This is a genomic window from Caballeronia sp. LZ065, from assembly GCF_031450975.1.
Lineage (GTDB): Bacteria > Pseudomonadota > Gammaproteobacteria > Burkholderiales > Burkholderiaceae > Caballeronia.
The window spans coordinates 507,015-532,198 of record NZ_JARUXV010000001.1; the positions used below are offsets into that span (position 1 = coordinate 507,015).

General features: G+C 64.3%; 23 protein-coding genes. 17 read left to right on the forward strand and 6 right to left on the reverse strand.

The genetic code is table 11. The features are described 5' to 3' along the window. The first annotated feature begins 120 nt into the window (after nt 1-120). The 3 genes from QCE63_RS02395 to QCE63_RS02405 are packed head-to-tail and all read left to right on the forward strand — an operon-like array spanning nt 121 to nt 2,597. A complete protein-coding gene (locus QCE63_RS02395) occupies nt 121-1,323 on the forward strand; it encodes a D-alanyl-D-alanine carboxypeptidase family protein (protein WP_309830180.1) in 1,203 nt (400 codons plus the stop codon). A 27-nt stretch (nt 1,324-1,350) separates the two neighbouring features. Then, on the forward strand, nt 1,351-2,262 hold the full coding sequence (locus QCE63_RS02400) for a D-amino acid aminotransferase (protein ID WP_309830182.1): 912 nt from the start codon (nt 1,351-1,353) through the stop codon (nt 2,260-2,262). An 11-nt stretch (nt 2,263-2,273) separates the two neighbouring features. Beyond that, nucleotides 2,274-2,597: a DUF493 family protein gene (locus QCE63_RS02405; RefSeq protein WP_309830184.1), complete on the forward strand. Its 324-nt coding sequence runs from the start codon at nt 2,274-2,276 to the stop codon at nt 2,595-2,597. Here QCE63_RS02405 and QCE63_RS02410 read toward each other — a convergent pair. Continuing rightward, nucleotides 2,581-3,534, reverse strand: a complete 954-nt coding sequence (locus tag QCE63_RS02410; protein ID WP_309830185.1) for a transcriptional regulator GcvA — start codon at nt 3,532-3,534, stop codon at nt 2,581-2,583. The genes QCE63_RS02405 and QCE63_RS02410 overlap by 17 nt on opposite strands. 123 nt (nt 3,535-3,657) lie before the next feature. On the opposite strand from QCE63_RS02410, the gene QCE63_RS02415 reads away from it, so the two are divergent. From QCE63_RS02415 to QCE63_RS02440, 6 genes are all read left to right on the forward strand, one after another. Then, on the forward strand, nt 3,658-3,984 hold the full coding sequence (locus tag QCE63_RS02415) for a DUF2917 domain-containing protein (RefSeq protein WP_309830187.1): 327 nt from the start codon (nt 3,658-3,660) through the stop codon (nt 3,982-3,984). An 89-nt stretch (nt 3,985-4,073) separates the two neighbouring features. Then, nucleotides 4,074-4,865, forward strand: a complete 792-nt coding sequence (gene lipB / locus QCE63_RS02420) for a lipoyl(octanoyl) transferase LipB (protein ID WP_309830189.1) — start codon at nt 4,074-4,076, stop codon at nt 4,863-4,865. Then, nucleotides 4,862-5,863 (forward strand): lipoyl synthase, encoded by a 1,002-nt coding sequence (lipA, locus tag QCE63_RS02425; protein ID WP_309830191.1) that lies wholly within the window; start codon nt 4,862-4,864, stop codon nt 5,861-5,863. The genes lipB and lipA overlap by 4 nt, the downstream gene beginning before the upstream one ends. Nucleotides 5,864-6,343: 480 nt before the next feature. After that, complete coding sequence (locus QCE63_RS02430; protein WP_309830193.1) at nt 6,344-7,633, forward strand: dicarboxylate/amino acid:cation symporter; 1,290 nt, start codon at nt 6,344-6,346, stop codon at nt 7,631-7,633. Nucleotides 7,634-7,678: 45 nt separating this feature from the next. Further along, nucleotides 7,679-9,661: an ATP-binding protein gene (locus tag QCE63_RS02435; protein WP_404990077.1), complete on the forward strand. Its 1,983-nt coding sequence runs from the start codon at nt 7,679-7,681 to the stop codon at nt 9,659-9,661. A gap of 30 nt (nt 9,662-9,691) precedes the next feature. Continuing rightward, nucleotides 9,692-11,026, forward strand: coding sequence for a sigma-54 dependent transcriptional regulator (locus tag QCE63_RS02440; RefSeq protein ID WP_309830197.1), 1,335 nt, complete (start codon nt 9,692-9,694; stop codon nt 11,024-11,026). A gap of 56 nt (nt 11,027-11,082) precedes the next feature. Here QCE63_RS02440 and QCE63_RS02445 read toward each other — a convergent pair whose 3' ends face one another. Then, entirely contained in the window at nt 11,083-11,622 is a 540-nt protein-coding gene (locus QCE63_RS02445; RefSeq protein ID WP_309830199.1) for a TlpA disulfide reductase family protein, read from the reverse strand. Between the two features lie 166 nt (nt 11,623-11,788). On the opposite strand from QCE63_RS02445, the gene QCE63_RS02450 reads away from it, so the two are divergent. After that, a complete protein-coding gene (locus QCE63_RS02450) occupies nt 11,789-12,394 on the forward strand; it encodes a hypothetical protein (protein ID WP_309830201.1) in 606 nt (201 codons plus the stop codon). A gap of 377 nt (nt 12,395-12,771) precedes the next feature. Here the strand turns inward: QCE63_RS02450 and QCE63_RS02455 are convergent, their stop codons facing one another. Both QCE63_RS02455 and QCE63_RS02460 read right to left on the reverse strand, forming a co-directional pair. Then, the gene (locus QCE63_RS02455; protein ID WP_309830202.1) at nt 12,772-14,316 is read right to left on the reverse strand and encodes a YifB family Mg chelatase-like AAA ATPase; all 1,545 of its coding nucleotides are present in this window, start codon (nt 14,314-14,316) and stop codon (nt 12,772-12,774) included. Between the two features lie 94 nt (nt 14,317-14,410). Next, nucleotides 14,411-14,686, reverse strand: coding sequence for an accessory factor UbiK family protein (locus QCE63_RS02460; RefSeq protein ID WP_309830204.1), 276 nt, complete (start codon nt 14,684-14,686; stop codon nt 14,411-14,413). Between the two features lie 444 nt (nt 14,687-15,130). Between QCE63_RS02460 and QCE63_RS02465 the strand changes: the two genes are divergently transcribed. The 7 genes from QCE63_RS02465 to ptsP all read left to right on the forward strand — a co-directional run bounded on the left by QCE63_RS02465 (nt 15,131) and on the right by ptsP (nt 22,636). Continuing rightward, a complete protein-coding gene (locus QCE63_RS02465) occupies nt 15,131-15,469 on the forward strand; it encodes a P-II family nitrogen regulator (RefSeq protein ID WP_014190273.1) in 339 nt (112 codons plus the stop codon). 31 nt (nt 15,470-15,500) lie between these two features. Next, nucleotides 15,501-16,967 carry an ammonium transporter gene (locus QCE63_RS02470; protein WP_309830206.1) on the forward strand — a complete coding sequence of 489 codons (1,467 nt, stop codon included), beginning with the start codon at nt 15,501-15,503 and terminating at the stop codon, nt 16,965-16,967. A gap of 302 nt (nt 16,968-17,269) precedes the next feature. Then, a complete protein-coding gene (gene gshA / locus QCE63_RS02475; protein ID WP_309830208.1) occupies nt 17,270-18,559 on the forward strand; it encodes a glutamate--cysteine ligase in 1,290 nt (429 codons plus the stop codon). Between the two features lie 52 nt (nt 18,560-18,611). Beyond that, complete coding sequence (gene gshB / locus QCE63_RS02480; RefSeq protein WP_309830210.1) at nt 18,612-19,568, forward strand: glutathione synthase; 957 nt, start codon at nt 18,612-18,614, stop codon at nt 19,566-19,568. Between the two features lie 289 nt (nt 19,569-19,857). Then, nucleotides 19,858-20,349 (forward strand): PTS sugar transporter subunit IIB, encoded by a 492-nt coding sequence (locus QCE63_RS02485; RefSeq protein ID WP_309807079.1) that lies wholly within the window; start codon nt 19,858-19,860, stop codon nt 20,347-20,349. 36 nt (nt 20,350-20,385) lie between these two features. Beyond that, entirely contained in the window at nt 20,386-20,655 is a 270-nt protein-coding gene (locus tag QCE63_RS02490) for an HPr family phosphocarrier protein (RefSeq protein WP_008351787.1), read from the forward strand. 220 nt (nt 20,656-20,875) lie between these two features. Continuing rightward, nucleotides 20,876-22,636: a phosphoenolpyruvate--protein phosphotransferase gene (gene ptsP, locus QCE63_RS02495; RefSeq protein WP_309830213.1), complete on the forward strand. Its 1,761-nt coding sequence runs from the start codon at nt 20,876-20,878 to the stop codon at nt 22,634-22,636. A 6-nt stretch (nt 22,637-22,642) separates the two neighbouring features. Here ptsP and QCE63_RS02500 read toward each other — a convergent pair whose 3' ends face one another. Both QCE63_RS02500 and QCE63_RS02505 read right to left on the reverse strand, forming a co-directional pair. After that, nucleotides 22,643-23,401, reverse strand: coding sequence for a molybdopterin-synthase adenylyltransferase MoeB (locus QCE63_RS02500; protein ID WP_309830215.1), 759 nt, complete (start codon nt 23,399-23,401; stop codon nt 22,643-22,645). Nucleotides 23,402-23,549: 148 nt separating this feature from the next. Further along, nucleotides 23,550-25,133, reverse strand: a complete 1,584-nt coding sequence (locus QCE63_RS02505; protein WP_309830217.1) for a S41 family peptidase — start codon at nt 25,131-25,133, stop codon at nt 23,550-23,552. Nucleotides 25,134-25,184: the final 51 nt, after the last annotated feature.

The window sequence follows — 25,184 nt, forward strand, 5'->3', positions numbered from 1 at the left end:
CCGCTGTCATGCGAAAAGCCCGACCAACAGCGACGGTCTGCCTGTTCAACCCGTGCTTCGCCGATCATCCGATCCCCGATCGCCATTCGTCGCAGCCTGCTTTTTCCGCCGATCGATCCTATGCGCTTTGTCCCTTCCGGCCTGTCTCTTCCGTCTGTTTCCGTTGTCACGAAAGCCGCGCTCGTCCTGCCCGCCGTGCTGGCCGTGGCGAGCGCTTACGCGCAGGTCCCGCCGCCCGATGTGACGGCGAACTCGTGGGTGCTCGTCGACGCCACCAGCAATCAGGTGCTCGCGTCCGGCAATCCCGACGAACGTGTCGAACCGGCTTCGCTCACCAAGCTGATGACCGCCTACCTCGTCTTCGACGCGCTCAAGGCGAAGAAGATCAACATGGACCAGACCGTCATGCCGAGCGAGGCCGTGCGCCGCGTGAAGACCGACGAGTCGCGCATGTTCATCGAGGCGAACAAGCCGGTCACCGTGCACGATCTCGTGTACGGCATGATCGTGCAGTCGGGCAATGACGCGGCCATCGCGCTGGCGGAACTGGTCGGCGGCAGCGAGAGCAACTTCGTGCAGCTGATGAACGCCACGGCGAAGCGCATCGGCATGACGCACACCAACTATGCCGACGTGAACGGCATGCCGGACGCGCAGCACTACACGACCGCCGGCGACCTCGCGCTCCTGTCGGCGCGCCTGATCCGCGACTTCCCCGAGTACTACAGCATCTTCTCGGTGAAGGACTTCACCTACAACAAGATCAAGCAGCCGAACCGCAACCGCCTGCTGTGGCTCGATCCGACCGTCGACGGCCTGAAGACCGGCCACACGAAGGCCGCCGGCTATTGCCTGATCGCCTCGGCGAAGCGTCCGCTGGCGGGCGTGCCCGATGCGAGCCGCCGTCTGGTGTCCGTGATGATGGGCGAGCCGAAAGAGCACAATCGGGTGCAGGACAGCCTGAAGATGCTGAACTACGGCTACACCGCGTATGACGCGCTGCGCCTGTACAAGGCGGATCAGGTGATCGCGTCGCCGCGCGTCTACAAGGGCGCGGCCAACAACGTGCAGGCCGGCGTGACGACGGATCAGTACATCACCGTGCCCAAGGGCCTCGGTGACAAGGTCAAGCCGACCGTCACGCAGGATCAGCTGATCGTCGCGCCGATCAAGAAGGGTCAGCAGATCGGCTCGGTGAAGATGATGGCGGACGGCAAGGAAGTCGCGCAGTTCCCGCTGGTCGCGCTGCAGGACGTGCCGGAAGCCGGCATGGTCGGCCGTCTGTGGGATTCGGCGCTGCTGTGGTGGCAGAAGCGCAAGTAAAGCCGGGACAAACGAGGAGCGGTGTCGATGAGCCAGTCTGACGATTTCGATCCCACGGTGTATCTGAACGGCGAGTGGGGCCCGCTTTCCGAAGCGCGCATTCCGGTGCTCGACCGGGGTTTCATCTTCGGCGACGGCGTCTATGAAGTCGTGCCGCTCTACGCGCAGGCCGAAGGTCCGCGCCTGCCGTTCAGGCTGAAGCAGCATCTCGCGCGGCTCGAGCGCAGCCTCGGCAAGATTCGCATCGGCAATCCGTTCGACGAAGCGGGCTGGCGCGCGCTGATCAATCGCGTGGTTGCCGGGAATCCGGGCGAGGGCGATGCGCTCGTCTATATCCAGGTGACGCGCGGCGTTGCCAAGCGGCGCGGCCATGCGTTCCCGGCGGGCATCACGCCGACCGTGTTCGTCATGCTCGGCAAGCTGGTGTTCCCGAGCGCGGCCGAACGCGCGCAAGGCGCCGTGGCCGTGACCGCCGAGGACAAGCGCTGGCTGCATTGCGACATCAAGTCGACCTCGCTGCTCGGCAACGTGCTGATGGCGCAGCACGCGGCCGAACACGATGCACTGGAGACCATCCAGTTGCGCGACGGGCTGCTGACCGAAGGCTCGTCGTCGAACGTATGGATCGTGAAGCAGGGTGTGCTGCTGGGCGCGCCGCGCGGACCGCGCATTCTGGAAGGCATTCGCTACAGCCTGATCGAGACGCTGGCGAAGGATGCGGGCATCGCCTTCGAGGAACGCGACATCAGCGAAGCCGAACTGCGTTCCGCCGATGAAATCATGATCAGCTCCGCGACCAAGGAAGTGATGCCGGTCACGACACTGGACGGGGCGCACGTCGGCGACGGCCGTCCCGGTCCGGTCTATGCTGCGTTGTATGAGGCCTACCAGCGGGCCAAGGCGCGCGAATTCGCCGACGAGGCGCCGCGCGCGAAGTGAAGGAGAACATCATGTCCGATACGAAACCAGACTCGAAGCCCCAAGCCACCGATCCCACCGACTCCGCCGCGCATAGCGCCGACGAACTGTTCGACTTCCCCTGCGATTTCCCGATCAAGGTGATGGGCAAGTCGCATCCCGAGTTCCAGGACACCATCGTCGGCGTGCTGAAGCAGTTCGACCAGGATTTCGATGCCTCGCGCGTCGAGACCCGGCCGTCGTCAGGCGGCAATTACACGGGCCTCACCTGCACGGTGAAGGCGCAGAATCGCGCCCATCTCGACGACATCTATCGCGCGCTGACCGGCCATCCGATGGTCAAGATAGTGCTTTGAGCGTGGCGGCCGGGGCGTCGCAGACGGCGGGCGTGCGCTCGTAGAGCTGCCTGAACTGCTCCGCCTCGTCGAACACCCAGTTCCTGAATGCCTGCACCCGCGCCGTTTCGAGCAGCGCGGGCGGGCACACGAAGAAATACTTCCACGGGCTCGGTCCGTCCACGTTGAACAGGCGCACGAGCCGTCCAGCGAGAATCTCCTGCATCGACAGCGAACGGCGCACGAGCGCGATGCCCTGACCGTCGATCGCCGCTTGTAGCAGATTCGACGAATCCTCATACAGCACGCCGCGTTTCGGCTCCGCGAGTTCGGTCAGTCCTGCCGCGTCGAACCAGGGCCGCCACAGTTCCTCGTCCGAGCGCAGCAGCGGCAGGCTGGCCAGATCGGCCGGCACGCGCGGCAGGGCGCCGCCGCGGAAGTTCGGCGAGCACGCCGGAAAGAACACCTCGTCCAGCAGTTCCTCCGTGTGCACACCCGCGTACTTGCCGTAGCCGAAGCGGATGGCCACGTCCACGTCGTCGCGGTTGAAGTCGGTGAGTGCGTTCGTCGACAGCAGTTCGAGGTCGATCTCCGGATGCTTTTCGATGAAGCGGCCCACGCGCGGCGTCAGCCAGCGCGCCGCGAACGACGACAGCATCGACACGATCAGACGCCGGTCGCGGTCGCCGGAACGGATGCGGCGAGTGGCTTCCGCCAACGCGAGCAGCGCCGCGCGCACCTCCGTGGCGTACTGCCGGCCGCGATCCGTGAGCCGCACGCGCTTGCCATCGCGGGCAAAGAGCGGCACGCCGAGTTCGGCCTCCAGCGCGCGTATGTGATGGCTGACGGCGCCATGCGTGACGAAGAGTTCGTCGGCGGCGCGGGAAAAGCTCTCGTGACGCGCGGCGGTCTCGAAGGCGCGCAGGGCGTTCAACGCAGGAAGCTGTCGCAGGTCCATATGCAGGGTCGCCGGGTCCGTTGTTAAATTGGCTCACATAGCGGTGAAAATTGATCGTTTTGCCTGATGCCTTGCCACGCCTAGGATTGTAGTCATCGAAACGTTCCTTTGGCGGAGTCGGTCATGCGAGAAATTTCAACAAGCGTCACCTTCGAAATCAAGCCCGGCGAAACCGTGCCGATGCGCATCGCCCGCGGCACGCGTCTCGCGGTGCAGGGCAACGCGGTCTGGGCGACGCGCAGCAACGACATCGACGACTACTGGCTCGAACCCGGCGACAGCCTGAAGCTGCGCGAACGCGAGCGGCTCTGGCTGTCGGTGGAGGGCGAACAGCCGGCCTATGTCGTCTTCACGATCGTCCCGCGTTGCGACGAACGCGCGGTCCAGTGGCTGTCGGCAGGCATCGAACGGCTCGCGCAGCGTTTCCGCGCCGGGTGGAGAACCGTCTGAAGCGTGCGGCAACTATTCGGTTTTGTCATCGCAAGCATGCGAATTCACCATCGGCGGGCATGATCCACTTTCGGTAAACTATCGGGATCATGTCCGCCACACCGCTCGCCCTCCCACAAGACACCGCCGGTACGCCCGACACCGCCCTCGATGCCGGTGAATGGCCGGTCACGCTGCGCTGGCTGGGGCTCGAATCCTACGATCACAGCTTCGACGCGATGCGCGCGTTCACCGACGCCCGCACGCCCGATACGCTCGACGAAATCTGGCTTGTCGAACATCCGCCGGTGTTCACGCTCGGCCTGGCGGGCAATCCCGCGCACTTGCTGCTCGCCGACAGCGGTATTCCGCTCGTCAAGGTGGATCGCGGCGGACAGATCACGTATCACGGGCCGGGGCAGGTGGTGGCCTATCTGCTGATCGATCTGCGCCGGCGCAAGCTGATGGTGCGCGAACTGGTGCGGCGCATCGAGGAAGCCGTGATCGAAACGCTTGCGACGTATAATCTCGCGACCAACCGCAAGGCCGGCGCGCCCGGCATCTACGTGGCGCAGCCCTCCGGACGTCCGGAGGCGCAGGGCGCGAACGTTCGTCTGCACGAACTGCACGCACTGCATGAGGGCGCGAAGATCGCCGCGCTCGGACTCAAGATTCGCAACGGCTGCAGCTATCACGGCGTGAGCCTGAATGTGAAGATGGACCTGCAGCCCTTTCTCGCGATCAACCCGTGCGGCTACGCGGGGCTCGAAACGGTCGACATGGCGACGCTCGGCGTCGCGGGCGACTGGCGCGACGTAGCCTTCACGCTGGCCGAACGGCTGGCGCATCAAATCGGCGGCGTCCCCGCATCAGCCGCTGCAATAACCGGATCGACCGAATGACTGACGCAACCGCAAACCTGGCAGGCGACACCGCCGCTGCTTCGGCCTCTCCCACGCCCTACGACGCCACCGCGAAGCAGAAGGCGCAGGCGAAGACCTCGCGCATTCCGATCAAGGTGATCCCGATCGAAAAGCTCAAGAAACCCGAATGGATCCGCGTGCGCACGGCGACCGGCAATTCGCGCTTCAACGAGATCAAGCAGATCCTGCGCGAGCACAACCTGCACACGGTGTGCGAGGAAGCGAGCTGCCCGAACATCGGCGAATGCTTTGGCAAGGGCACCGCGACCTTCATGATCATGGGCGACAAGTGCACGCGCCGCTGCCCGTTCTGCGACGTGGGCCACGGCCGCCCGGATCCGCTCGATGCCGACGAACCGATGAACCTCGCCCGCACCATCGGCGCGCTGAAACTGAAGTACGTGGTGATCACGTCGGTGGATCGCGACGACCTGCGCGATGGCGGCGCGGCGCACTTCGTCGAATGCATCCGGCAGGTGCGGGAGCAGTCGCCGGAAACGCGCATCGAGATTCTCACGCCGGACTTCCGCGGCCGCCTGGATCGCGCGATCAACATCCTGACCGCCGCGCCGCCGGACGTGATGAACCACAACCTCGAAACCGTGCCGCGTCTGTACAAGGAAGCACGTCCGGGTTCGGACTATCACCATTCGCTCAAGCTGCTGAAGGACTTCAAGGCGTTGCATCCGGAAGTGGCGACGAAGTCGGGCCTGATGGTCGGACTCGGTGAAATGGAAGAGGAAATCCTTCAGGTGATGCGCGACCTGCGCGCGCACGACGTGGACATGCTGACGATCGGCCAGTACCTGCAACCGTCGGAACATCACTTGCCGGTGCGCGCGTACGTGCATCCGGATACGTTCAAGATGTACGAGGAAGAGGCCTACAAGATGGGCTTCACGCATGCGGCGGTCGGCGCGATGGTGCGGTCGAGCTATCACGCGGATGTGCAGGCGCATGGAGCAGGCGTGGTTTAAGGCTGTTTCTGCGCTTCTTGAGAAACCCACGGGAGACGTGGGTTTTTTGTTTGTGCGGAGGATGGTCGAAGCAGCGAAGGCGAAACGCGCGGCACGGAGCATTTGACGGTCCAGTCATGTCCTGTCCGGATCGCCGGACGCCTTCATTCCGGATTTCCGGAATCCCGGATTGCGCGCACGCCGCCTGGAAAAATAATCCATAAAAATCATTGGCTTATAGGGTAATCAATCCTGGCACTCCCCTTGCAATAAGAAAGCCACGGCCTCTGAGCCGCCCATAAAAGTCAAGGAGACAAGCCGATGACCCCTCTCGCATCCCAACGTCCCTGAATTCGCCGACGAAGCGGCTAAACGCTTACGCGGCGCGATTCACCGGGCGCATCCCTCGAAGCTTCACTGCGCACGGACGATTCCTCCCGCACGTCAACGCTCGCCGCTGGCTGACTTCCCGCCAACTGCTGGTTATTGCCTGGAAACATCGTGAAAAAACCTCTCCATAAAATCCTGTACGTGCAGGTGATCGTGGCCATCATCATCGGCATCGCGCTCGGGCACTTCTATCCCGCGCTCGCCACCGACATGAAGCCGCTCGGCGACGCGTTCATCAAGCTCATCAAGATGGTGATCGGCCCGATCATCTTCTGTACTGTCGTGACCGGCATCGCCGGCATGGAAGACATGAAGAAGGTGGGACGCGTGGGCGGCAAGGCGCTGCTGTACTTCGAAATCGTCTCCACCTTCGCGCTGATCCTCGGCCTCGCCGCGACCCACATCCTGCGTCCGGGCGTCGGCTTCAACGTGGATCCGGCCACGCTCGACCACAAGGCCGTCGATTCCTTCGCGACCAAGGCGCACGGTCAGAGCACCGTCGACTTCTTCATGCACATCATCCCGGACACGCTGGTCTCGGCGTTCTCGCAAGGTGAAATTCTGCAGATCCTGCTGATCGCGCTGCTGTTCGGCGCGGTGCTCACGCACGTCGGCGAGCGCGGCAAGGTGGTGACGAACTTCATCGAAGGTCTGTCGAGCATCCTGTTCGGCATGGTCGGCATCATCACGAAGCTCGCGCCGATCGGTGCGTTCGGCGCGATGGCGTTCACCATCGGCAAGTACGGCATCGGCTCGCTGCTGCCGATGCTCAAGCTCATCGGCACCTTCTATCTCACCTCGATCATCTTCGTGGTCTTCGTGCTCGGCGCCATCGCCCGCATGGTCGGCTTCAACATCCTGAAGTTCGTCGCGTACATCAAGGAAGAGATGCTGATCGTGCTCGGCACGTCGTCGTCGGAAGCCGCGCTGCCGCAACTGATGCTCAAGCTCGAAAAGCTCGGCTGCTCGCGTTCGGTCGTGGGTCTCGTCGTGCCGACCGGCTACTCCTTCAACCTCGACGGCACCAACATCTACATGACGATGGCCGTGCTGTTCATCGCTCAGGCGACCAACACGGATCTCTCGTGGGGCCAGCAACTGACGCTGCTCGCGGTGACCATGCTGACCTCGAAGGGCGCGAGCGGCGTGACCGGCGCGGGCTTCATCACGCTGGCGGCGACGCTGGCCGTCGTGCCGACCATTCCGCTCGCGGGCATGGTGCTGATTCTCGGCATCGACCGCTTCATGTCGGAGTGCCGCGCGCTGACGAACATCGTCGGCAACGGCGTGGCGACGGTGGTCGTGTCGGCGTGGGAAAAGGAACTCGACCGCAGCAAGTTGAAAGCGGCCTTGTCACGTGATGTCGACGTGACCGACGTCGAAGAAGCGAAGTCCGTCTAAGCCGGACCAGGCACTTCAAGTCCCCTTCCTCCGGACGACGTGATCATGCAAGCGGCGAAGCCTCACTCCACGAGCGCTTCGCCGCAGTCGTCTGCGGGTCCGGATCGGGCGGGCGCGTATGCCACAATGGTTGATCCTCTTTCGCGGGACTCAGCCCACGTGACGCGCCGAATCCTCGTGTTCTTCGTGCTCTTCGCGGCGCTCATGGCGTGTTGCGCGCTCACGTGGCAGGTGGCCTGGCAACGCGGCATCGACGAATTGCGGCTCAATGCGGCTGCGCGCGTCGATCGCACCACCAACACGCTCAAGAGCACGCTCGACCGCTACGAATACCTGCCGTACCTGCTGTCGCGGCATCCGGTCGTGCAGGACGTGCTCGATCATCCCGATGCGGCGCGCGTCGAACGGGCCGATCGCTATCTCGAAGACCTCAACGCGCGCGCGCACGCCACCGTCACCTATCTGATCCGCGCCAACGGCATCTGCGTGGCCGCCAGCAACTGGAACGGCGCGGACAGTTTCGTCGGCGTGGACTACAACTTCCGGCCGTATTTCATCGATGCGATAAAGGGCGGCGTCGGCCGCTTCTTCGGCATCGGCACCATCTCGACCGAACCCGGCTACTACATCTCGCAGCCGGTGTACCGCGAAGGCACGAAGGAGGTCATCGGCGTCGTGGTCGTGAAGCTCAATCTGGAGTGGCTGCAAGGTGCGGATGCATCGGAGCCGCTCATCGTCACCGACGATCACGGCGTCATCTTTCTGTCGTCGGTGCCGGGCTGGAAGTACCACACGGTGCGGCCGCTGCCGCAGAACGTCGAGGCGTCGGTGTACGCGACGCGCCAGTACGCGCAGCAGGCCATCACGCCGCTGCCGCTGAGCGTCGTGAAGACGCTCGCGGGCGGCGCGCAGATCGTGCGCGTGGGCGGCGGCCGCAATGCGCCGGCGTTCCTCGCGACCCATCGTTCGATCGGCGAGCCCGACTGGCAGCTCATCACGATGGCCGCGCTCGATCCCGTCGAAAGCGCCGCGCAGAACGCCGTGATCGTCACCGCGCTGGTGTTCGTTTCGCTGTGTCTGCTCGCGTTCTACTGGCGCATGCGGCGCGCGCGCGTGCGCGAGATGATCCGCAGCCGCGGACTGCTGCAGACCGCTTATGCCGAACTGAACCAGCGCGTCGCGGAGCGCACGGTGGATCTTTCGGAAGCGAACGCGCAACTGACGAAGGAAGTGGCCGAGCGCACACGTGCCGAACAGGACCTGCGTGCCGCCCACGACGAGCTCATCCAGGCGAGCAAGCTCGCTGCGCTCGGCCAGATGGCGGCGGGCATCACGCATGAACTGAATCAGCCGCTCGCCGCGTTGCGCAGCTTTTCCGACAACACCCGCGTGCTGATCGAGCGCGGCGAGCACGTGGCGGCGCGCGAGAATCTCGAAGCGATTGCCGCGCTGACGGAACGCATGGGCAATATCACGAACCAGCTCAAGCTGTTCGTCACCAAGGCGCGGCCGAAGAACGCGCGCGCCGACGTCTCGCGAGCGCTGCGCAATGTGTTCTCGATGCTGCGTCCGCGCATGAAGCACGTCACGGTCGACATCGCAACGGAACTCGACGGCGACAGCCCGCCGCTGTTCGTGCGCTGCGAGGACCTGCGGCTGGAGCAGGTGCTGATCAATCTGGTCGGCAACGCGCTGGACGCGGTGGCGTCGTGCGACCGGCCGCGCATCGTCATCGAGCTGGCTGCGCGCGCGGACACGATCGAACTCACGGTGCGCGACAATGGTCCCGGTATTCCCGCCGACGCGTTGCCGCGCCTCTTCGAGCCGTTCTTCACGACCAAGGAAATGGGCCAGGGCCTGGGCCTGGGCCTGGCGATTTCATCGGCGATCGCGCGCGACTACGGCGGCACGCTGACCGCGCGCAATCGCGAGGCGCCGATCGTCGCGGACGGCCCCGAGGGCGGCACGCAAGCCGATGCCGATCATTCGCATGGCGCGGAGTTCGTGCTGACGCTGCGGCGCGCTTGAGTGCTGCGCAACCCCTAGCTGGAGCAAGACATGACCACCGGTTTGCAGGTGATCTTCATTGAAGACGACGAACTCGTGCGGCGCGCCAGCGTTCAGAGTCTGCAACTCGCGGGCTTCGACGTGACCGGGCACGGCAGCGTCGAGGCTGCGGAGCGCCTGATCGTCGCGAACTTTCCTGGCGTGATCGTCAGCGACATCCGTTTGCCGGGCGCAAGCGGTCTGGACCTGCTCGCGCAGTGCCGCGAGCGCGCGCCGGAAGTGCCGGTGATCCTCGTCACCGGTCACGGCGACATTTCAATGGCCGTGCAGGCGATGCGCGACGGCGCCTACGATTTCATCGAGAAGCCGTTCGCCTCCGAGCGCCTGATCGAAGCGGTGCGCCGCGCGCTGGAGCGGCGTTCGCTGGTGCTTGAAAACCAGGCGCTGCGGCGCGAGCTGGCGGGACAGAGCCGCATCATCGGGCGCAGTCCGGCGATCGGGCAGGTGCGCCAGCTGATCGCGAACATCGCGCCGACGGACGCGTCCGTGCTCATCAACGGCGATACCGGCGCGGGCAAGGAGCTGATCGCGCGGAGTCTGCACGAGATGTCGCCGCGTCGCGACAAGCCTTTCATCGCGGTGAATTGCGGCGCATTGCCGGAGCAGATGTTCGAATCGGAGATGTTCGGCTACGAGGCCGGCGCCTTCACGGGCGCGCAGAAGCGGCGCATCGGCAGGCTCGAGGCCGCGTCGGGCGGAACGCTGTTTCTCGACGAAATCGAAAGCATGCCGCTCTCGTTGCAGGTGAAGCTGCTGCGCGTGCTGCAGGACGGCGTGCTGGAGCGGCTCGGCTCGAACCAGCCGGTGCGGGCGAACCTGCGCGTGATAGCGGCGGCGAAGGGCGACATGAACGAACTCGTTGCCGACGGCACGTTCCGCCGCGATTTGCTGTACCGGCTCAACGTCGTGACCATCACGCTGCCCCCGCTCAACGAACGGCGCGAGGACATCGTGCCGCTCTTCGAGCACTTCCTGCTCGATGCCGCCGTGCGCTACGAGCGGCCCGCGCCGCTCATCACGGATCGCCAGCGCGCGGAACTGATGCAACGCGACTGGCCCGGCAACGTGCGCGAGTTGCGCAACGCGGCGGACCGCATGGTGCTGGGCATTCTCGACGACGGCGGCGCGGCCGCGCTGGAACCGTCGACGCAATCGCTGAAGGAGCGCACCGAGCTGTTCGAGCGCGCGGTGATCACGGAAGCGCTGGAGCACTGCGGCGGCGTGGTCGCGGTGGCGGCGGACCGGCTGCAACTCGGCAAGGCAACGCTCTACGAGAAGATCAAGCGGTATGGGATCGTGGTGAAGGGGGAGGCGGCGGAGCGCTGAAATGAAAAACGCCCGCTGGAATCCAGCGGGCGTCTGATATCAGGCGGTTGCTTCGTTCAGGCAGCGCTGAGCGCCTTGTCGAGCAGTTGATCCAGTTCCGCGAAAGTCGGCTCGCCGACATAGCGCTTGAGGATCTTGCCGTTCTTGTCGATGACGAACGTCGTCGGCGTCAATTGCACATTGCCGAACTGCTTGGCGACGCTGCCGTCGTCCATCGCCACCTTGAACGGCAGATTGCGCGTTTGCGCGTAATTGGTCACGTACATCGGCGCGTCGTAGTTCATCGCGACCGCGACGAATTCCAGTCCGCGTCCCTTGAACTTGTTGTACGTGTTGATCATGTCGGGCATCTCCTTCATGCAGGTCTCGCAGCTCGTCGCCCAGAAGTTGACGAGATAGACCTTGCCTTTCAGATCGCCCTGAGTGGAGACCTTCTGCCCCGACAGCAGCGTGAAGGTCGCGTCCGGCACCTTCTGCTGGCCGCCGAAGGCGAAATAGCCGGTGCCGGCGATGACGCCCGCGACGAGCGCCATCGCGATATAGCGCAGTGGGCCTTTTTTGGCGCGCGTGGACGATTCTTGCGTGGCTTGGGACATGTGAACCTCGGATTGCCGGAAACGGCGCTGGAGACAGGCGCTGCCGCACGGGGAAGTGCTGCGTATTCTAGCGCCGTTTTCGGTATGGAGTCGTGACGCGCCGATAGGCCGGGAATCAGCGCGAGATAATGAAGGTTTTCACGCACGAGTCTTCCAAGAGTCTTCCATGAAGCGAGTTTTCCCTTTGTCCGGCAGGTTTTCTGTTTCGAATGTCCGTCATGCGAATCTCCCGCTCGGGCGGGCGCTGCGCGCCGTGGTGTGCGCTTCTGTCGCATGCGGTGCGCTGCTGGCCTGCACGCCTGCCTACGACTGGCGCACCATCATGAACAATGACGACGGCTACGAAGTCACCCTGCCAGCGAAACCGCGGTCGGAGGAGCGCAAGATCGAAATCGGCGGCCAGGCCATGACGATGCGCATGCAGACCGCCGAGGCCAACGAAGCCGTGTTCGCGGTCGGCACCGTGGTGCTGCCGAGTTCAGATCCTGCGCTGCAGCGCGCCGCGCTGGACTTTCTTCAGGCCGGACTGGCGCGCAACGTGAACGCCCGGCCCGCCACGCGCGATGCGCAGATCGATCTCGCCATGGGCGGACACGTGTCCGGAAGCGAGATCGAGGTGCAAGGCGAGAGCGGGGCCAAGCGCGAAGCGCGGACCATTCACGCCCGCTTCGTGGCACGCGGCGCGCATGTCTATCAAGTCGCGATCGTCGGGGACAAAATGCCGCCGGCCGAGCAGTCAGATCAGTTCTTTTCGTCGTTCAAGCTGTTTTAGAGGGAACCTTCGAATTCAGCATCCGCTGACATTGGAAGCGGCTTAGTTCCACTTCACGACTGAAAGTTCCGTCGCAGGTTTGGAAGCTAATCGACGGATTCATATGGGTTTTTTGGACTATCCACAGTGTCTGTGGATAACTATGTGGAAAAGACTGAACGTTTACGCGCACATGCTTGATTCATGCGGTTTACGTTACTTTGCCTGCGTTCGCGGCAAGTTAAATAATTCAATAAAATCAATGGTCTGTGCAGGAACGTGCTTTCAAGGGTTTGATCAGACGAAAATCGGTCCCGGATCGCTCCAATGTGCATAAGTCAAGTCTTGACAAGCATGTTTCTGCCCCTGAAGCCCTGAGCCAGAGCGTTTCAGCGTGATCAGGCCACCGAAAGCGCACGCCGGTATTGCACGGCTTCCGCCACATGCGCGGCGTCAGGCCGGTCAACGCCGGCCAGATCGGCGATCGTTCGCACGACTTTCAACACGCGGTAGTACGCGCGCGCCGACCAGCCGAACCGCTCGCCGGCCACACGTAAGAGCGCTTCGCCGTCGGCGTCGGGGCGACAGAGCGCGTCCGCTTCGCGGCCGCTCAGTTCGCGATTGGTCTTGCCCTGGCGCTGTAACTGGATTTCACGGGCCGCCGCCACGCGTGCTGCAACCACGGCGCTCGACTCGCCGCGCGCGGCGGTACGCGCCGACAATTCGGCCGGCGACAGCGCAGGCAATTCAATCTGAATGTCGATGCGGTCCATCAACGGCCCCGACAGCTTGCGCAGATAGCGCGTGGCGACTTCCGGCGAGCAGCGGCAGCGCCCGCTCGGATCGCCACGCCACCCGCAAGGACACGGATTCATGGCTGCGATCAGCTGGCACGCCGCGGGAAAGTCGGCCTGCTGGGCGGCGCGCGAGATGGTGATGTGCCCGACTTCCAGCGGTTCGCGCAGGGTTTCGAGCACCTTCCTGTCGAATTCGGGGATTTCATCGAGAAAGAGCACGCCGAGATGAGCGAGCGTGATCTCGCCCGGCTGCGGCGGATTGCGGCCGCCGACGAGCGCAGCCGAACTCGACGAATGATGCGGCGCCCGAAACGGCCGTTGCCGCCACTGCTCCGGCGCGAAGCCGATGGAACTGGCGGAAAGAATCGCGGCGGAGGTGAGCGCTTCGTCGTCGCTCATCGGCGGCAGGAGGCCGGGCAGACGCGCGGCGAGCATCGATTTGCCCGCGCCGGGCGGTCCTACCATCAACAGATGATGTCCGCCGGCCGCGGCGACTTCGAGCGCGCGGCGAGCGACCGGGTGGCCGATGACATCGGCGAGATCGGGACCAGGCGCCGAACTCTGTGCAAGCGACGGCGCTTGCACCGGACGCAGGCGGGCGTCGGGCACGCCGTTCAGATGGGCGCAGAGCGCGGGCAGGTCGGCGGCGCCGAATACCTCGATGCCCGGAACGAGCGCCGCTTCGGCCGCGCTCGCGAGCGGCACGTAGATTTCCGGCACGCGCTCGCCCCGCTCGTGCGCGCGTGCATGCTGGCGCGCGGCGCCGCAGACCATGGCGAAAGCGCCGCGCATCGGGCGCAGCGCGCCGGTGAGTGACAGTTCGCCCGCGAATTCGCGGGATTCGAGCGATTCGGCGGGAATCTGTCCGCTGGCGGCGAGAATGCCAAGCGCGATCGGCAGGTCGAAGCGGCCCGTTTCCTTCGGGAGATCGGCGGGCGCGAGATTAACGGTGATCCGGCGTACGGGGAAGTCGTAGCCGCAGTTCTGCAGCGCGGCGCGCACGCGTTCGCGGCTTTCGCGGACTTCGAGATCGGGCAGGCCGACGATGGAGAACGACGGCAACCCGTTGGCGAGATGGACTTCGACGACGACTTCCGGCGCGCGCCCAGGAGCGGGCGCGCGGCTGCGTACCACGGCAAGCGACATGATTTCACCTGAAACGGCGCGGCACACGCGCCGGCAACACATCTGGGAACTGACGGCTCGCTGGCCGGGATACGCGGGTGAGGAGTCAGTGACCTCAGTCCTGCGCGGTACTGCCTCCGCTCCCGCCCGCGCCCCCGAGACGCTGTTCGAGCTGCGCTACGCGCTTCTCGAGCTCTTCCAGCCGCGCGCGTGTGCGCATCAACACCTGCGTCTGCGTGTCGAATTCCTCGCGAGTCACGAGATCAAGCTTCGAAAAGCCCTGCGACAGCATGGCCTTCATGTTCCGTTCGACGTCCTTGGCCGGCGAATTCTTGAAGAGATCGCTCATCTTCTGCTGCAGATCGTTGAAAACGTCGTTGGGCTGTTTCATCGTTGCTCCCTTCTTTGCACAGAAATAGTGCATTCATTGTTAGGTCAGTGCCCCGAATAATCGAATGGTCGATTTTGGTGCGTGCCGGCTTTCATGCCGCCACGCCTCGGCACACCTTCAAGGCGCCGCGATTTTAGCGCCGCGGCGCCTCGCGTTTCCCGCCCGTGCCCCTTTTTGCGGGACTTCGAGGCCACTCTAGCAATGAACCCACCTCGACGCCAGCAGGCGCGGCGCGCGCTGGCCGTTCGGCCAAGGCTTTCCGCCCGCGTTTCTCAAAATCGCGCAAACCCTTATGAACACTCGCATGGCATACGAGTTGCATAACTGGCGCGACCTTTTCGGCACGCTGCCTCCAGCGGCGTGGCCCTGCGGACATGGCGGTAACACCCGGCGCATCCCGCTTCAGAAGGCAACGAAGGAACAGCACACCACCGCGAGGGATACATGAAGCTCATTACCGCAATCATCAAGCCGTTCAAGCTGGACGAAGCGCGCGAAGCGCTGTCGGCCATCGGCGTCTCGGGCATCACGGTAACCGAGGTGAAAGGCTTCGGCCGGCAGAAAGGCCATACCGAGCTCTACCGTGGCGCGGAATACGTCGTCGACTTCCTGCCGAAAGTGAAGATCGAGGCCGCCGTGTCGGACGACATCGTCGATCAGGCGATCGAAGCCGTCGAACGCGCCGCGCGCACCGGCAAGATCGGCGACGGCAAGATCTTCGTCACCGCAATCGAACAAGTTATCCGCATCCGCACCGGCGAGACCGGCGCCGACGCGCTCTAAGAAGAAATTGGCGATAAGAGGAACCAGAAGAATGCGTAATTTTTTGATGTCACTGATGGTGGCCGGCGCGCTGATCGGCGCGAATGTCGGCACCGCACTCGCCCAGGACGCGTCGGCTCCGGCCGCGGCCTCGGCGCCCGCGTCGTCGGACACCGCCGCCAGCGCGCCGGCTTCCGCCAACACGGCGATGGCCTCGTCGGCTGAAGCGGCCGCGGCGGCTTCGGGCGCATCGGACGCCGCGCCTGCCGCGCCGACCGAACCGTTCATGGTCGATTCGTCGAAGATCAGCTCGGGCGACACCGCGTGGATGCTGACGTCGGTGGCCCTCGTGCTGTTCATGACGATTCCGGGTCTCGCGCTGTTCTACGCCGGCATGGTCCGCAAGAAGAACGTGCTCGCGACCGTGATGCAGAGCTTCGCGATCTGCTGCCTGATCACGATCATCTGGACCGTGGTGGGCTACAGCATCGCGTTCACACCGGGCGGTTCGTTCCTGGGCGGCTTCTCACGCGTGTTCCTGCACGGCATGGCCTACATCAAGGGCGACAAGGCGACGACGCTCACCGTGAGCCATCTCGCCTCGACGATTCCGGAGTCGGTCTACTTCGCGTTCCAGCTGACCTTCGCGATCATCACGCCGGCGCTCATCACCGGTGCGTTTGCTGACCGCATGAAGTTCTCTGCGATGCTCGTGTTCATGACGCTGTGGTCGCTGATCGTCTACTCGCCGATCGCCCACATGGTCTGGGAACCGACCGGCTGGCTCGCGTCGGCGGGCGTGCTCGACTTCGCCGGCGGCACCGTGGTTCACATCAACGCCGGTATCGCGGGCCTGATGTGCTGTCTGGTGCTCGGCAAGCGCGTCGGCTACGGCCGCGAAGTGATGGCGCCGCACAACCTGGTGCTGTCGCTGATCGGCGCATCGATGCTGTGGGTGGGCTGGTTCGGCTTCAACGCGGGTTCGGCGGTCGCGGCTGACGGCCGTGCCGGCTTCGCGATGCTCACGACGCAGATCGCCACCGCCTTCGCTGCCTTCGGCTGGATGTTCGCGGAGTGGCTCACCAAGGGCAAGCCGTCCGTGCTGGGCATCATCTCGGGCGCGGTTGCCGGTCTGGTGGCGGTGACGCCGGCGTCGGGCTTCGTTGGCGTGACGGGCGCGATCGTGATCGGCATCGTGGCGGGCGTGGTCTGCTTCTGGTCGGCCACGTGGCTCAAGCACAAGTTCAACTACGACGACTCGCTCGATGCGTTCGGCGTGCACGGCGTGGGCGGCATCATCGGCGCGCTGCTGACGGGCGTGTTCGCGGTGAAGGACATCGGCGGCTTCGACGGCAGCCTGCTCGTCCAGGCGAAGGGCGTGCTCGTCACGCTGATCTACAGCGGCGTTGTTACCTTCATCCTGCTGAAGATCATCGACATGACGATGGGCCTGCGCGTTACCGAAGAACAGGAACGCGAGGGTCTCGACATCACGCTGCACGGCGAACACGTGGAGTGAGAACGAGGTTTGCCGGACGTCGCGAGAGGACGTCCGGCCAGCGCGAAGGTATGAGCGCAGCGACTTTGCCCGCCCCTCCAGGCGGGCATTTTTTTGCCTGGGGCGCGCGTCGGGGTTTCGTCCATGAGTGTGGGGCGGAAGGAGCCGAAAGCCCGACACATCAGGCGTGGGAAACCTTGCCAATTGCCGGTTCATCCCCAATTAGGCAAGGTAATTGCTCTACAATCTTTCCTCCCCTGTAACGGCCGGCGGGGGCTTCTCCGCCTGTTCCGGTCACATGCAAAACGCACTGCGAGTACTACATGGTTCCGCATTTAGTCACGGCGTTGAATGGCCCGCTGCTCGATCTCGAGCGGAAGATTCTCGAGGCCATGCCCGCCATCGAGCGGTGGTTCCGGCTCGAATGGCAGGAGCACACGCCGCCGTTTTACTGTTCGGTCGACCTGCGCAACGCGGGGTTCAAGCTCGCGCCCGTCGACACCAATCTGTTCCCCGGCGGCTTCAACAATCTGCCGCAAGAAGTGCTGCCGCTGGCGGTGCAGGCGGCGATGGCGTCGATCGAGAAGATCTGTCCGGACGCGAAGAATCTGCTCGTGATTCCCGAGCGCCACACGCGCAACGCGTTCTATCTGGAGAACGTCGCGCGTCTCGCGCTGATCATGCGGCAGGCCGGGCTCAACATCCGCTTCGGCACGCTCGATGAAAACATTCACGGCCCGGTGACCATCGCGCTCGCGGACGGCCAGAAGATCGTGCTCGAACCGCTCGAACGCACGCCGCGCCGTCTGGGCCTGAAGAACTTCGATCCGTGCTCGATCCTGCTCAACAACGATCTCTCGGCCGGCATCCCGCCCGTGCTGGAGAATCTGCACGAGCAATACGTGCTGCCGCCGCTGCATGCGGGTTGGGCGGTGCGGCGCAAATCCACGCACTTTTCCTGCTATGACGACGTCGCGAAGAAGTTCTCGAAGCTGGTCGAGATCGATCCGTGGATGGTGAATCCGTACTTCGCGCACGTGGAAGGCGTCGATTACGAGGCGCGCACCGGCGAGGAAGCGCTGGCCGACGCCATCGACGGCGTGCTGAAGAAGATCGCGAAGAAGTATCGCGAGTACGGCATCAGCGAGAAACCTTACGTGGTCATCAAGGCGGATGCGGGCACCTACGGCAAGGGCGTGATGACCGTGCACGATGCCAGCGAAGTCGCGGCATTGACCAAGCGTGAGCGCGTCCGCATGAACGACGCGAAGGAAGGCTTGCAGGTCCATGACGTGATCGTGCAGGAAGGCGTGCACACCTTCGAGCGCGTCGAGAACGCGGTGGCCGAGCCGGTCGTGTACATGATCGACCGTTACGTGGTCGGCGGCTTCTACCGCGTGCATGAATCGCGCGAGCGCGACCAGAACCTCAACGCGCCGGGCATGCATTTCGTGCCGCTCGGCTTCGAGCACACGGCGCTGCCCGACACCCACGCGAAGCCCGGCGCCGCGCCGCCGAACCGCTTCTACATGTATGGCGTGGTGGCGCGGCTCGGGCTTCTGGCCGCATCGGTCGAGCTCGAAAAAACCGACCCGGAAGCCATTCAGGTGTGATCAGGCGGCTTGCGGTAAGCTCGCAGGCCGCGCACCGAACCCGCAAATCGTCATGAACATTCTCTTTATCGCTGACCCGCTCGATCGCTTCAAGATCTACAAGGACACGACCTACGCGATGATGGCCGAAGCCGCGCGGCGCGGCCACGTGCTGTACGCGTGCGAGCCGCAGCATCTGGCGTGGACCGGCACGAAGGTCGAGGCGGGCGTGCGGCGCATTGCGATCGTCGGCGACGAAGCGAACAGCGACCGTTGGCCGTGGTTTGCGGCCGAACAGGCCGAGCATCTCCCGCTCACGCATTTCGATGCGGTGCTGATGCGCAAGGATCCGCCGTTCGACATGGAGTACGTGAACGCCGCGTGGCTGCTGGAAATCGCCGAGCGCAACGGCGCGCGCGTCTTCAACAAGCCGCAGGCGATTCGCGATCACTCGGAGAAGCTCGCCATCGCCGAGTGGCCGCAGTTCGTCACGCCTACTCTGGTCACCCGCGATGCCGCACGGCTGCGCGCGTTCCACGCCGAGCATGGCGACGTCATCCTGAAACCGCTCGACGGCATGGGCGGCATGGGCGTGTTCCGCGTGAAGGCGGACGGCATGAATCTCGGTTCGATCGTCGAGATGCTTTCGGAGGACGGCGCGCGTACCGTGATGGCGCAGCGCTTCATTCCCGAGATCAAGGACGGCGACAAGCGCATTCTGGTGATCGGCGGCCAGCCGGTGCCTTACTCGCTCGCGCGCATTCCGCAGGGCAGCGAGGTGCGCGGCAATCTGGCGGCGGGCGGGCTGGGCCGCGCGCAACCGCTGTCGGCGCGCGATCGCGAAATCGCGGAAACGCTCGGGCCGGTGCTGCAGGAACGCGGCCTGTTGCTCGCGGGCCTGGACGCCATCGGCGACTGTCTCACCGAAGTCAACGTCACGAGCCCCACGTGCTTCCGCGAAATCATGGATCAGACGGGCTTCGACGTCGCGGGCATGTTCATCGATGCACTGGAGCGCGCGGTTCACTGAGCGGAATCCTCGCCGCAGGGCGGGTGACCAGCGCCAGAACCGACTCTGAAGAGACTGTTACAATTGACCTCCCTGCGCCGCAAAAGCGGGCAGGCTTGCGCTTTAAAGCTGCTTTAAGCCGCCGAGCGCACGCTGATGCAACAGTTTCGAAAGCTGCGGGCGCATGGATTGCAAGCAAGTTGATTTCCACCGTCCCGCGCCCATCTTCTTTGCATGGCCGCGTCGCTCGCGCGCTTTCGAGCGAACTCTGACGATTTCGTCTGATTTTTGCTGAGATGGCATTCCTGACATGGCTGGCATTCTGATCATCGCGCACGCTCCTTTCGCCACCGCGCTACGCGAGTGTATTGCTCATATCTACGGTGGTTTGCCCGCGCGCATTGGCGTCATCGACGTCACGCCGGACTGCGATCCGGTCGAAGTGCGGGCGTTCGCGCGGTCGGAGATCGATCGTCTGAAGGAAGACAACGGCGCCATCGTGCTGACGGATGTGTTCGGCGCGACGCCGGCGAACATCGCCGCCAGCCTGCATGATTCCGACGTGCGCGTGCTCGCCGGCTGCAATCTGCCGATGCTCGTGCGCGCCGTCTGCTACCGCGCCACGCCGCTTGACACGCTCACCGAAAAGATTCTCCAGGGCGGCTCGAAGGGCATTCAGGAACTGGACGCATCCACGCCGATGAATCCGTGCGCGCTCGCCGCCAAAGCCGCCGGCTCGCCTGATCCGGCCTGCTCCGCGAGTGCCGATCTCGAGAACGCCAAGGCCGCTGCCAGCCACTGACGCCGCTCACTTCATCCCTCTAGCGTTCGGAGCATCATGCTGCAACAAGAAACAACCATCGTGAACAAGCTGGGTCTCCACGCACGCGCTTCGGCGAAGCTCACGCAACTGGCGGGCAACTTTCAATGCGAGATCTGGATGAGCCGGAACGGCCGCCGGATCAATGCCAAGAGCATCATGGGCGTGATGATGCTGGCGGCGGGCATCGGCAGCACGGTCACCATTGAAACCGAAGGCGCCGACGAAGCCGAAGCCATGCAGGCCATCTTGGCGCTGATCGCCGACAAGTTTGGCGAAGGTCAGTAACACGCTGTCATCCGTCATAGAAATATCCGAGCAAGCCGCGCACCGACGCGGCTTTTTTGCATCCGCGCCGTTTGCAGCAACGGCTGCGCAACCGTGCCGGCCCTGCTGCGACCCGCTGTTCCGGGACTGAGCGGCGGTTTCGAATTTATAATGTGCGAGCGGCTGGCGCCCACCGAGGGGCGTTCGAGGGGCTGCGACATCACAACTAGAGGAGGTGCGCGTGTCGTTCACGCTGCATGGAATTCCCGTCTCGCGCGGCATTGCCATCGGACGCGCCTATCTGATCGCGCCGGCGGCGCTCGACGTGGCGCATTACCTGATCGACCCGGATCAGATCGACGCGGAGATCGCCCGGTTTCTCGCGGCACAGGCCGCCGTCGTCGCGGAACTCGCGGAACTGCGCAGCGACCTCGCCGCCGATGCGCCCAGCGAAATGGGCGCATTCATCGACGTCCACACCATGATCCTGAACGACGCCATGCTCGTGCAGGAAACCATCGACCTCATCCGGACACGCCGCTATAACGTCGAGTGGGCGCTGACCGAACAGCTGGATATCCTCGGCGGCTATTTCGACGATATCGAAGACGAGTATCTGCGCGAGCGCAAGGCGGACATCGAGCAAGTGGTCGAACGGCTGCTGAAGGCGCTGGCCGGTGCGCCCACGGCCGCGTCGCTCGTCGTGCATACGGCCGCGAGCAACGGTCACAACGAGATGATTGTCGTCGCGCACGATATCGCGCCGGCCGACATGCTCCAATTCAAGACGCAGGCGTTCAAGGGCTTCGTGACGGATCTCGGCGGCCGCACGTCGCACACGGCCATCGTCGCGCGCAGTCTGGGCATACCGGCGTCGGTCGGCGTGCAGCAGGCGAGCGTGCTGATCCGTCAGAACGATCTGATCATCGTCGACGGCGACCATGGCATCGTGATCGTCGATCCGGCGCCGATCGTCCTCGAAGAGTATTCCTACCGCCAGAGCGAAAAGCAGCTGGAACAGCGCAAGCTCCAGCGCCTCAAGTTCTCGCCGACCCAGACGCTGTGCGGCACGAAGATCGAGCTGTGCGCGAACATCGAGTTGCCGGAGGACGCGAAGGTCGCGGTGGAGGCGGGCGCGATGGGCGTCGGCCTGTTCCGCACCGAGTTCCTTTTCATGAATCACAAGAACCGGCTGCCGGAAGAAGAGGAACAGTTCGAGGCGTACAAGCGCGCGGTCGAGCTGATGAACGGCAAGCCCGTGACGATCCGCACGATCGACGTCGGCGCCGACAAGCCGCTCGACTCGATGAGCGGTGGCGACGGCTACGAAACCGCGCCGAACCCGGCGCTCGGGTTGCGCGCGATCCGCTGGAGCCTGTCCGAGCCGCAGATGTTCATGACGCAACTGCGCGCGATCCTGCGCGCGTCCGCGTTCGGCCCGACCAAGCTCCTGATTCCGATGCTGGCGCACGCGCAGGAGATCGACCAGACGCTCGATCTGATCCGCGAGGCCAAGCGCCAGCTCGACGACGCGGGCATTGACTACGACCGCCAGGTGCAGGTCGGCGCGATGATCGAGATTCCCGCCGCGGCCATTGCCGTGCGGTTGTTTCTGAGCCGGCTGGATTTCCTCTCGATCGGCACGAACGACCTGATCCAGTACACGCTCGCGATCGATCGCGCGGACAATGCCGTCGCTCATCTTTACGACCCGCTGCATCCGGCGGTGCTGAATCTGATCGCGTTCACCTTGCGCGAGGCGAAGCGCGCCGGCGTGCCGGTGTCGGTGTGCGGGGAAATGGCCGGCGATCCGTCCGTGACGCGGCTGCTGCTCGGGCTCGGCCTGACCGAGTTCTCGATGCATCCGAGCCAGTTGCTCGTGGTAAAGCAGGAGATCCTGCGTTCGAACCTGAAGGCGTTCGACAAGCCGGTCGCGGACGTGCTCGCGGCCTACGAGCCCAATGAACTGCTGGCCGCGCTCAACGTGCTGCAGAAGGTCTGACGTCCTTCAAGCCTTGGGATGCGCGCCGCATGCCGGACAGTCCGGCTGCCGCGCGATCCTCATCGTGTTCCATTCCATGCGCAGCGAGTCGAGCATCATCAGCCGGCCCGTGAGCGTTTCGCCAAAGCCGCCGATCACGCGCAACGCTTCCGCCGCCTGCATCGCGCCGATGATCCCGACCGTCGGCGCGAACACGCCCATCGTCGAGCAGGCGACTTCCTCGAACGCCTGATCCGGCGGAAACACACACGCATAGCAGGGCGAGTCGGGCGAGCGCAGGTCGAAGGTGCTGATCTGGCCGTCGAAACGCAGCGCCGCGCCCGACACGAGCGGCACCTTGTGCTCGACGCAGGCCGCGTTGATGGCATGCCGCGTGGCGAAGTTGTCACTGCAATCGAGCACGACCGAGGCGTTGGGCACGTTGAGCGCGAGCCAGGCGGCGTCGGCGCGCGCGTTCACCGCGATGACATCCACCTCCGGATTCAGCGCGTTCAGCGTTGCGCGCGCCGATTCCACCTTGGGCGCGCCGACCGAGCGCGTCATGTGCACGATCTGCCGTTGCAGGTTGGTCAGATCGACGGTATCGGCATCCGCCAGCGTGATCCTGCCGACGCCCGCCGCCGCCAGATACATCGCCGCGGGTGCGCCCAGCCCACCCGCGCCGACGATGAGCGCATGACCATCGAGAAAGCGCTGCTGCGCCTCGATGCCGATTTCATCGACGAGAATATGGCGGGAATAGCGAAGGAGTTGATCGTCGTTCATCGAGCTCGCGCCCTGGAATGCGCTGTGAGTGCCGCGAAGGGAACGCCGGTGAGAACGGCGCGCTGGAATCGAATATTTTAAGCGCACCAAAGACGAAGGGCTTCGCGGCGCGATGCCGCGAAGCCCTTCGTGTACGACGCTGACTCGCTTACTTCGACTGCTGCGCGGTCGGCGAAGAAGCGGGCTGCGCACCCGACGCGGGCGCGGAACCCGGCGTGGCCGGCAGTGCAGGCGGCGCGACGACCGGCGCCGAAGCCGAACGTCCAGGCTTGTTCTGCGCGAGCTTACGCTCGCTATACGACTTCGACTCGACCACCGTCTTGCCTTCCAGCTTGTTCAGGGCCTGTTGCAGCATGAAGTCGTCCGAGCTGCCGAACTCGACCGGCTTGCGCTCGCGATCCTTGCGGCGCTGCTCGGGCGTCTTCTTGTCGTTCTGCTCTTCGAGAATGCGCAGTTGCTCGAGACGGTCCGCCTCGCGTTGCTCCTGCTCCTTCTTCTCGTTCGGATCCTGGGTGTTCGCGAGGTGGTTCGAGTAGTCCACTTCACGCGTGACGAGCGCGTCGTCCGGATCGCCGTCTGCGTACTGGTCCACCGGCACGTCAGGACGCACGCCCTGGTTCTGGATCGACTTGCCGCTCGGCGTGTAGTAGTACGCCGTGGTGAGACGCAGCGCGGTGTCCGCGGTCATCGGGCGCACGGTCTGCACCGAGCCCTTGCCGAAGGTCGTCTTGCCGACGATCAGCGCGCGGTGATGATCCTGCAGCGCGCCCGCGACGATCTCCGACGCCGACGCCGAGTAGGCGTTGGTCAGCACGACCATCGGCACCTTCTTGAAGATTTCCGGCACGCTCTTCAACGGGTCGGAATCGAAGGACGGCAGACGGTAGTTGTCATAGGTGTCGCGGAAGGTCTGCTTCGCGTCCGCAATCTGGCCATTCGTGGAGACGACCACGGAGTTGTCCGGCAGGAACGCGCCCGCGACGCCGACCGCGCTCTGCAGCAGACCGCCGCCGTTGTTGCGCAGGTCGAGCACGAGGCCTTTCAGGTTCGGTTGCTGGCGCGCGAGGTCTTGCAGCTTCGCGGCGAGGTCCGGCACCGTGCGCTCCTGGAAGCTTGTGATGCGGATATAGCCATAACCTGGCTCGGGGATCTTCATCTTCACCGACTGCACGCGGATCACGGCGCGCGTGACAGTGAGCGGGAAGGTGCGGTCGTCGCTCTTGCGGAAGATGGTCAGCGTGACCTTGGTGCCCGGCTCGCCGCGCATCTGCTTGACGGCCTTGTCGAGCGTCATGCCGCGTACGGGTTTGTCGTTGATGCGCGTGATCAGGTCGCCCGGACGGATGCCGGCGCGGAACGCGGGCGTGTCCTCGATGGGCGAGATGACCTTGATGAGCCCGTCTTCCGACGAGATCTCGATGCCCAGCCCGGCGAAGCGGCCCTTGGTCTGTTCCTGCAGTTCCTCGTAGTCGGTCTTGTCGAGATAGGAGGAGTGCGGATCGAGGCTCGACACCATGCCCTTGATGGCAGCGGTCAGGAGCTTTTTATCATCGACGGGTTCGACGTATTCATGCTTGATCTGACCGAAGACTTCCGCGAAGAGCCTCAATTGGTCGAGCGGGAGAGGCGATGATGCGGCTTGTTGCGCGTAGGCGGAGATTTGCAGGGTTGCCAGTGCGCCGGCAGCAACGCCAACGGCGACCAAGCTGAAGTTTTTCAGGTTCTTTCGCATAGAGGGGTGCGGTCGGAATCAGATGGGCGGCATTATGGTGACGGGCCAGTA

What these genes read in the sequence shown, in the direction of transcription:
- QCE63_RS02395 (WP_309830180.1), top strand. Translation starts at nt 121, where the DNA reads ATGCGCTTTGTCCCTTCCGGCCTGTCTCTTCCGTCTGTTTCCGTTGTC.
- QCE63_RS02400 (WP_309830182.1), top strand. Translation starts at nt 1,351, where the DNA reads ATGAGCCAGTCTGACGATTTCGATCCCACGGTGTATCTGAACGGCGAG.
- QCE63_RS02405 (WP_309830184.1), top strand. Translation starts at nt 2,274, where the DNA reads ATGTCCGATACGAAACCAGACTCGAAGCCCCAAGCCACCGATCCCACC.
- QCE63_RS02410 (WP_309830185.1), bottom strand. Translation starts at nt 3,534, where the DNA reads ATGGACCTGCGACAGCTTCCTGCGTTGAACGCCCTGCGCGCCTTCGAG.
- QCE63_RS02415 (WP_309830187.1), top strand. Translation starts at nt 3,658, where the DNA reads ATGCGAGAAATTTCAACAAGCGTCACCTTCGAAATCAAGCCCGGCGAA.
- lipB (WP_309830189.1), top strand. Translation starts at nt 4,074, where the DNA reads ATGTCCGCCACACCGCTCGCCCTCCCACAAGACACCGCCGGTACGCCC.
- lipA (WP_309830191.1), top strand. Translation starts at nt 4,862, where the DNA reads ATGACTGACGCAACCGCAAACCTGGCAGGCGACACCGCCGCTGCTTCG.
- QCE63_RS02435 (WP_404990077.1), top strand. Translation starts at nt 7,679, where the DNA reads ATGCAAGCGGCGAAGCCTCACTCCACGAGCGCTTCGCCGCAGTCGTCT.
- QCE63_RS02440 (WP_309830197.1), top strand. Translation starts at nt 9,692, where the DNA reads ATGACCACCGGTTTGCAGGTGATCTTCATTGAAGACGACGAACTCGTG.
- QCE63_RS02445 (WP_309830199.1), bottom strand. Translation starts at nt 11,622, where the DNA reads ATGTCCCAAGCCACGCAAGAATCGTCCACGCGCGCCAAAAAAGGCCCA.
- QCE63_RS02450 (WP_309830201.1), top strand. Translation starts at nt 11,789, where the DNA reads ATGAAGCGAGTTTTCCCTTTGTCCGGCAGGTTTTCTGTTTCGAATGTC.
- QCE63_RS02455 (WP_309830202.1), bottom strand. Translation starts at nt 14,316, where the DNA reads ATGTCGCTTGCCGTGGTACGCAGCCGCGCGCCCGCTCCTGGGCGCGCG.
- QCE63_RS02460 (WP_309830204.1), bottom strand. Translation starts at nt 14,686, where the DNA reads ATGAAACAGCCCAACGACGTTTTCAACGATCTGCAGCAGAAGATGAGC.
- QCE63_RS02465 (WP_014190273.1), top strand. Translation starts at nt 15,131, where the DNA reads ATGAAGCTCATTACCGCAATCATCAAGCCGTTCAAGCTGGACGAAGCG.
- QCE63_RS02470 (WP_309830206.1), top strand. Translation starts at nt 15,501, where the DNA reads ATGCGTAATTTTTTGATGTCACTGATGGTGGCCGGCGCGCTGATCGGC.
- gshA (WP_309830208.1), top strand. Translation starts at nt 17,270, where the DNA reads ATGGTTCCGCATTTAGTCACGGCGTTGAATGGCCCGCTGCTCGATCTC.
- gshB (WP_309830210.1), top strand. Translation starts at nt 18,612, where the DNA reads ATGAACATTCTCTTTATCGCTGACCCGCTCGATCGCTTCAAGATCTAC.
- QCE63_RS02485 (WP_309807079.1), top strand. Translation starts at nt 19,858, where the DNA reads ATGGCTGGCATTCTGATCATCGCGCACGCTCCTTTCGCCACCGCGCTA.
- QCE63_RS02490 (WP_008351787.1), top strand. Translation starts at nt 20,386, where the DNA reads ATGCTGCAACAAGAAACAACCATCGTGAACAAGCTGGGTCTCCACGCA.
- QCE63_RS02500 (WP_309830215.1), bottom strand. Translation starts at nt 23,401, where the DNA reads ATGAACGACGATCAACTCCTTCGCTATTCCCGCCATATTCTCGTCGAT.
- QCE63_RS02505 (WP_309830217.1), bottom strand. Translation starts at nt 25,133, where the DNA reads ATGCGAAAGAACCTGAAAAACTTCAGCTTGGTCGCCGTTGGCGTTGCT.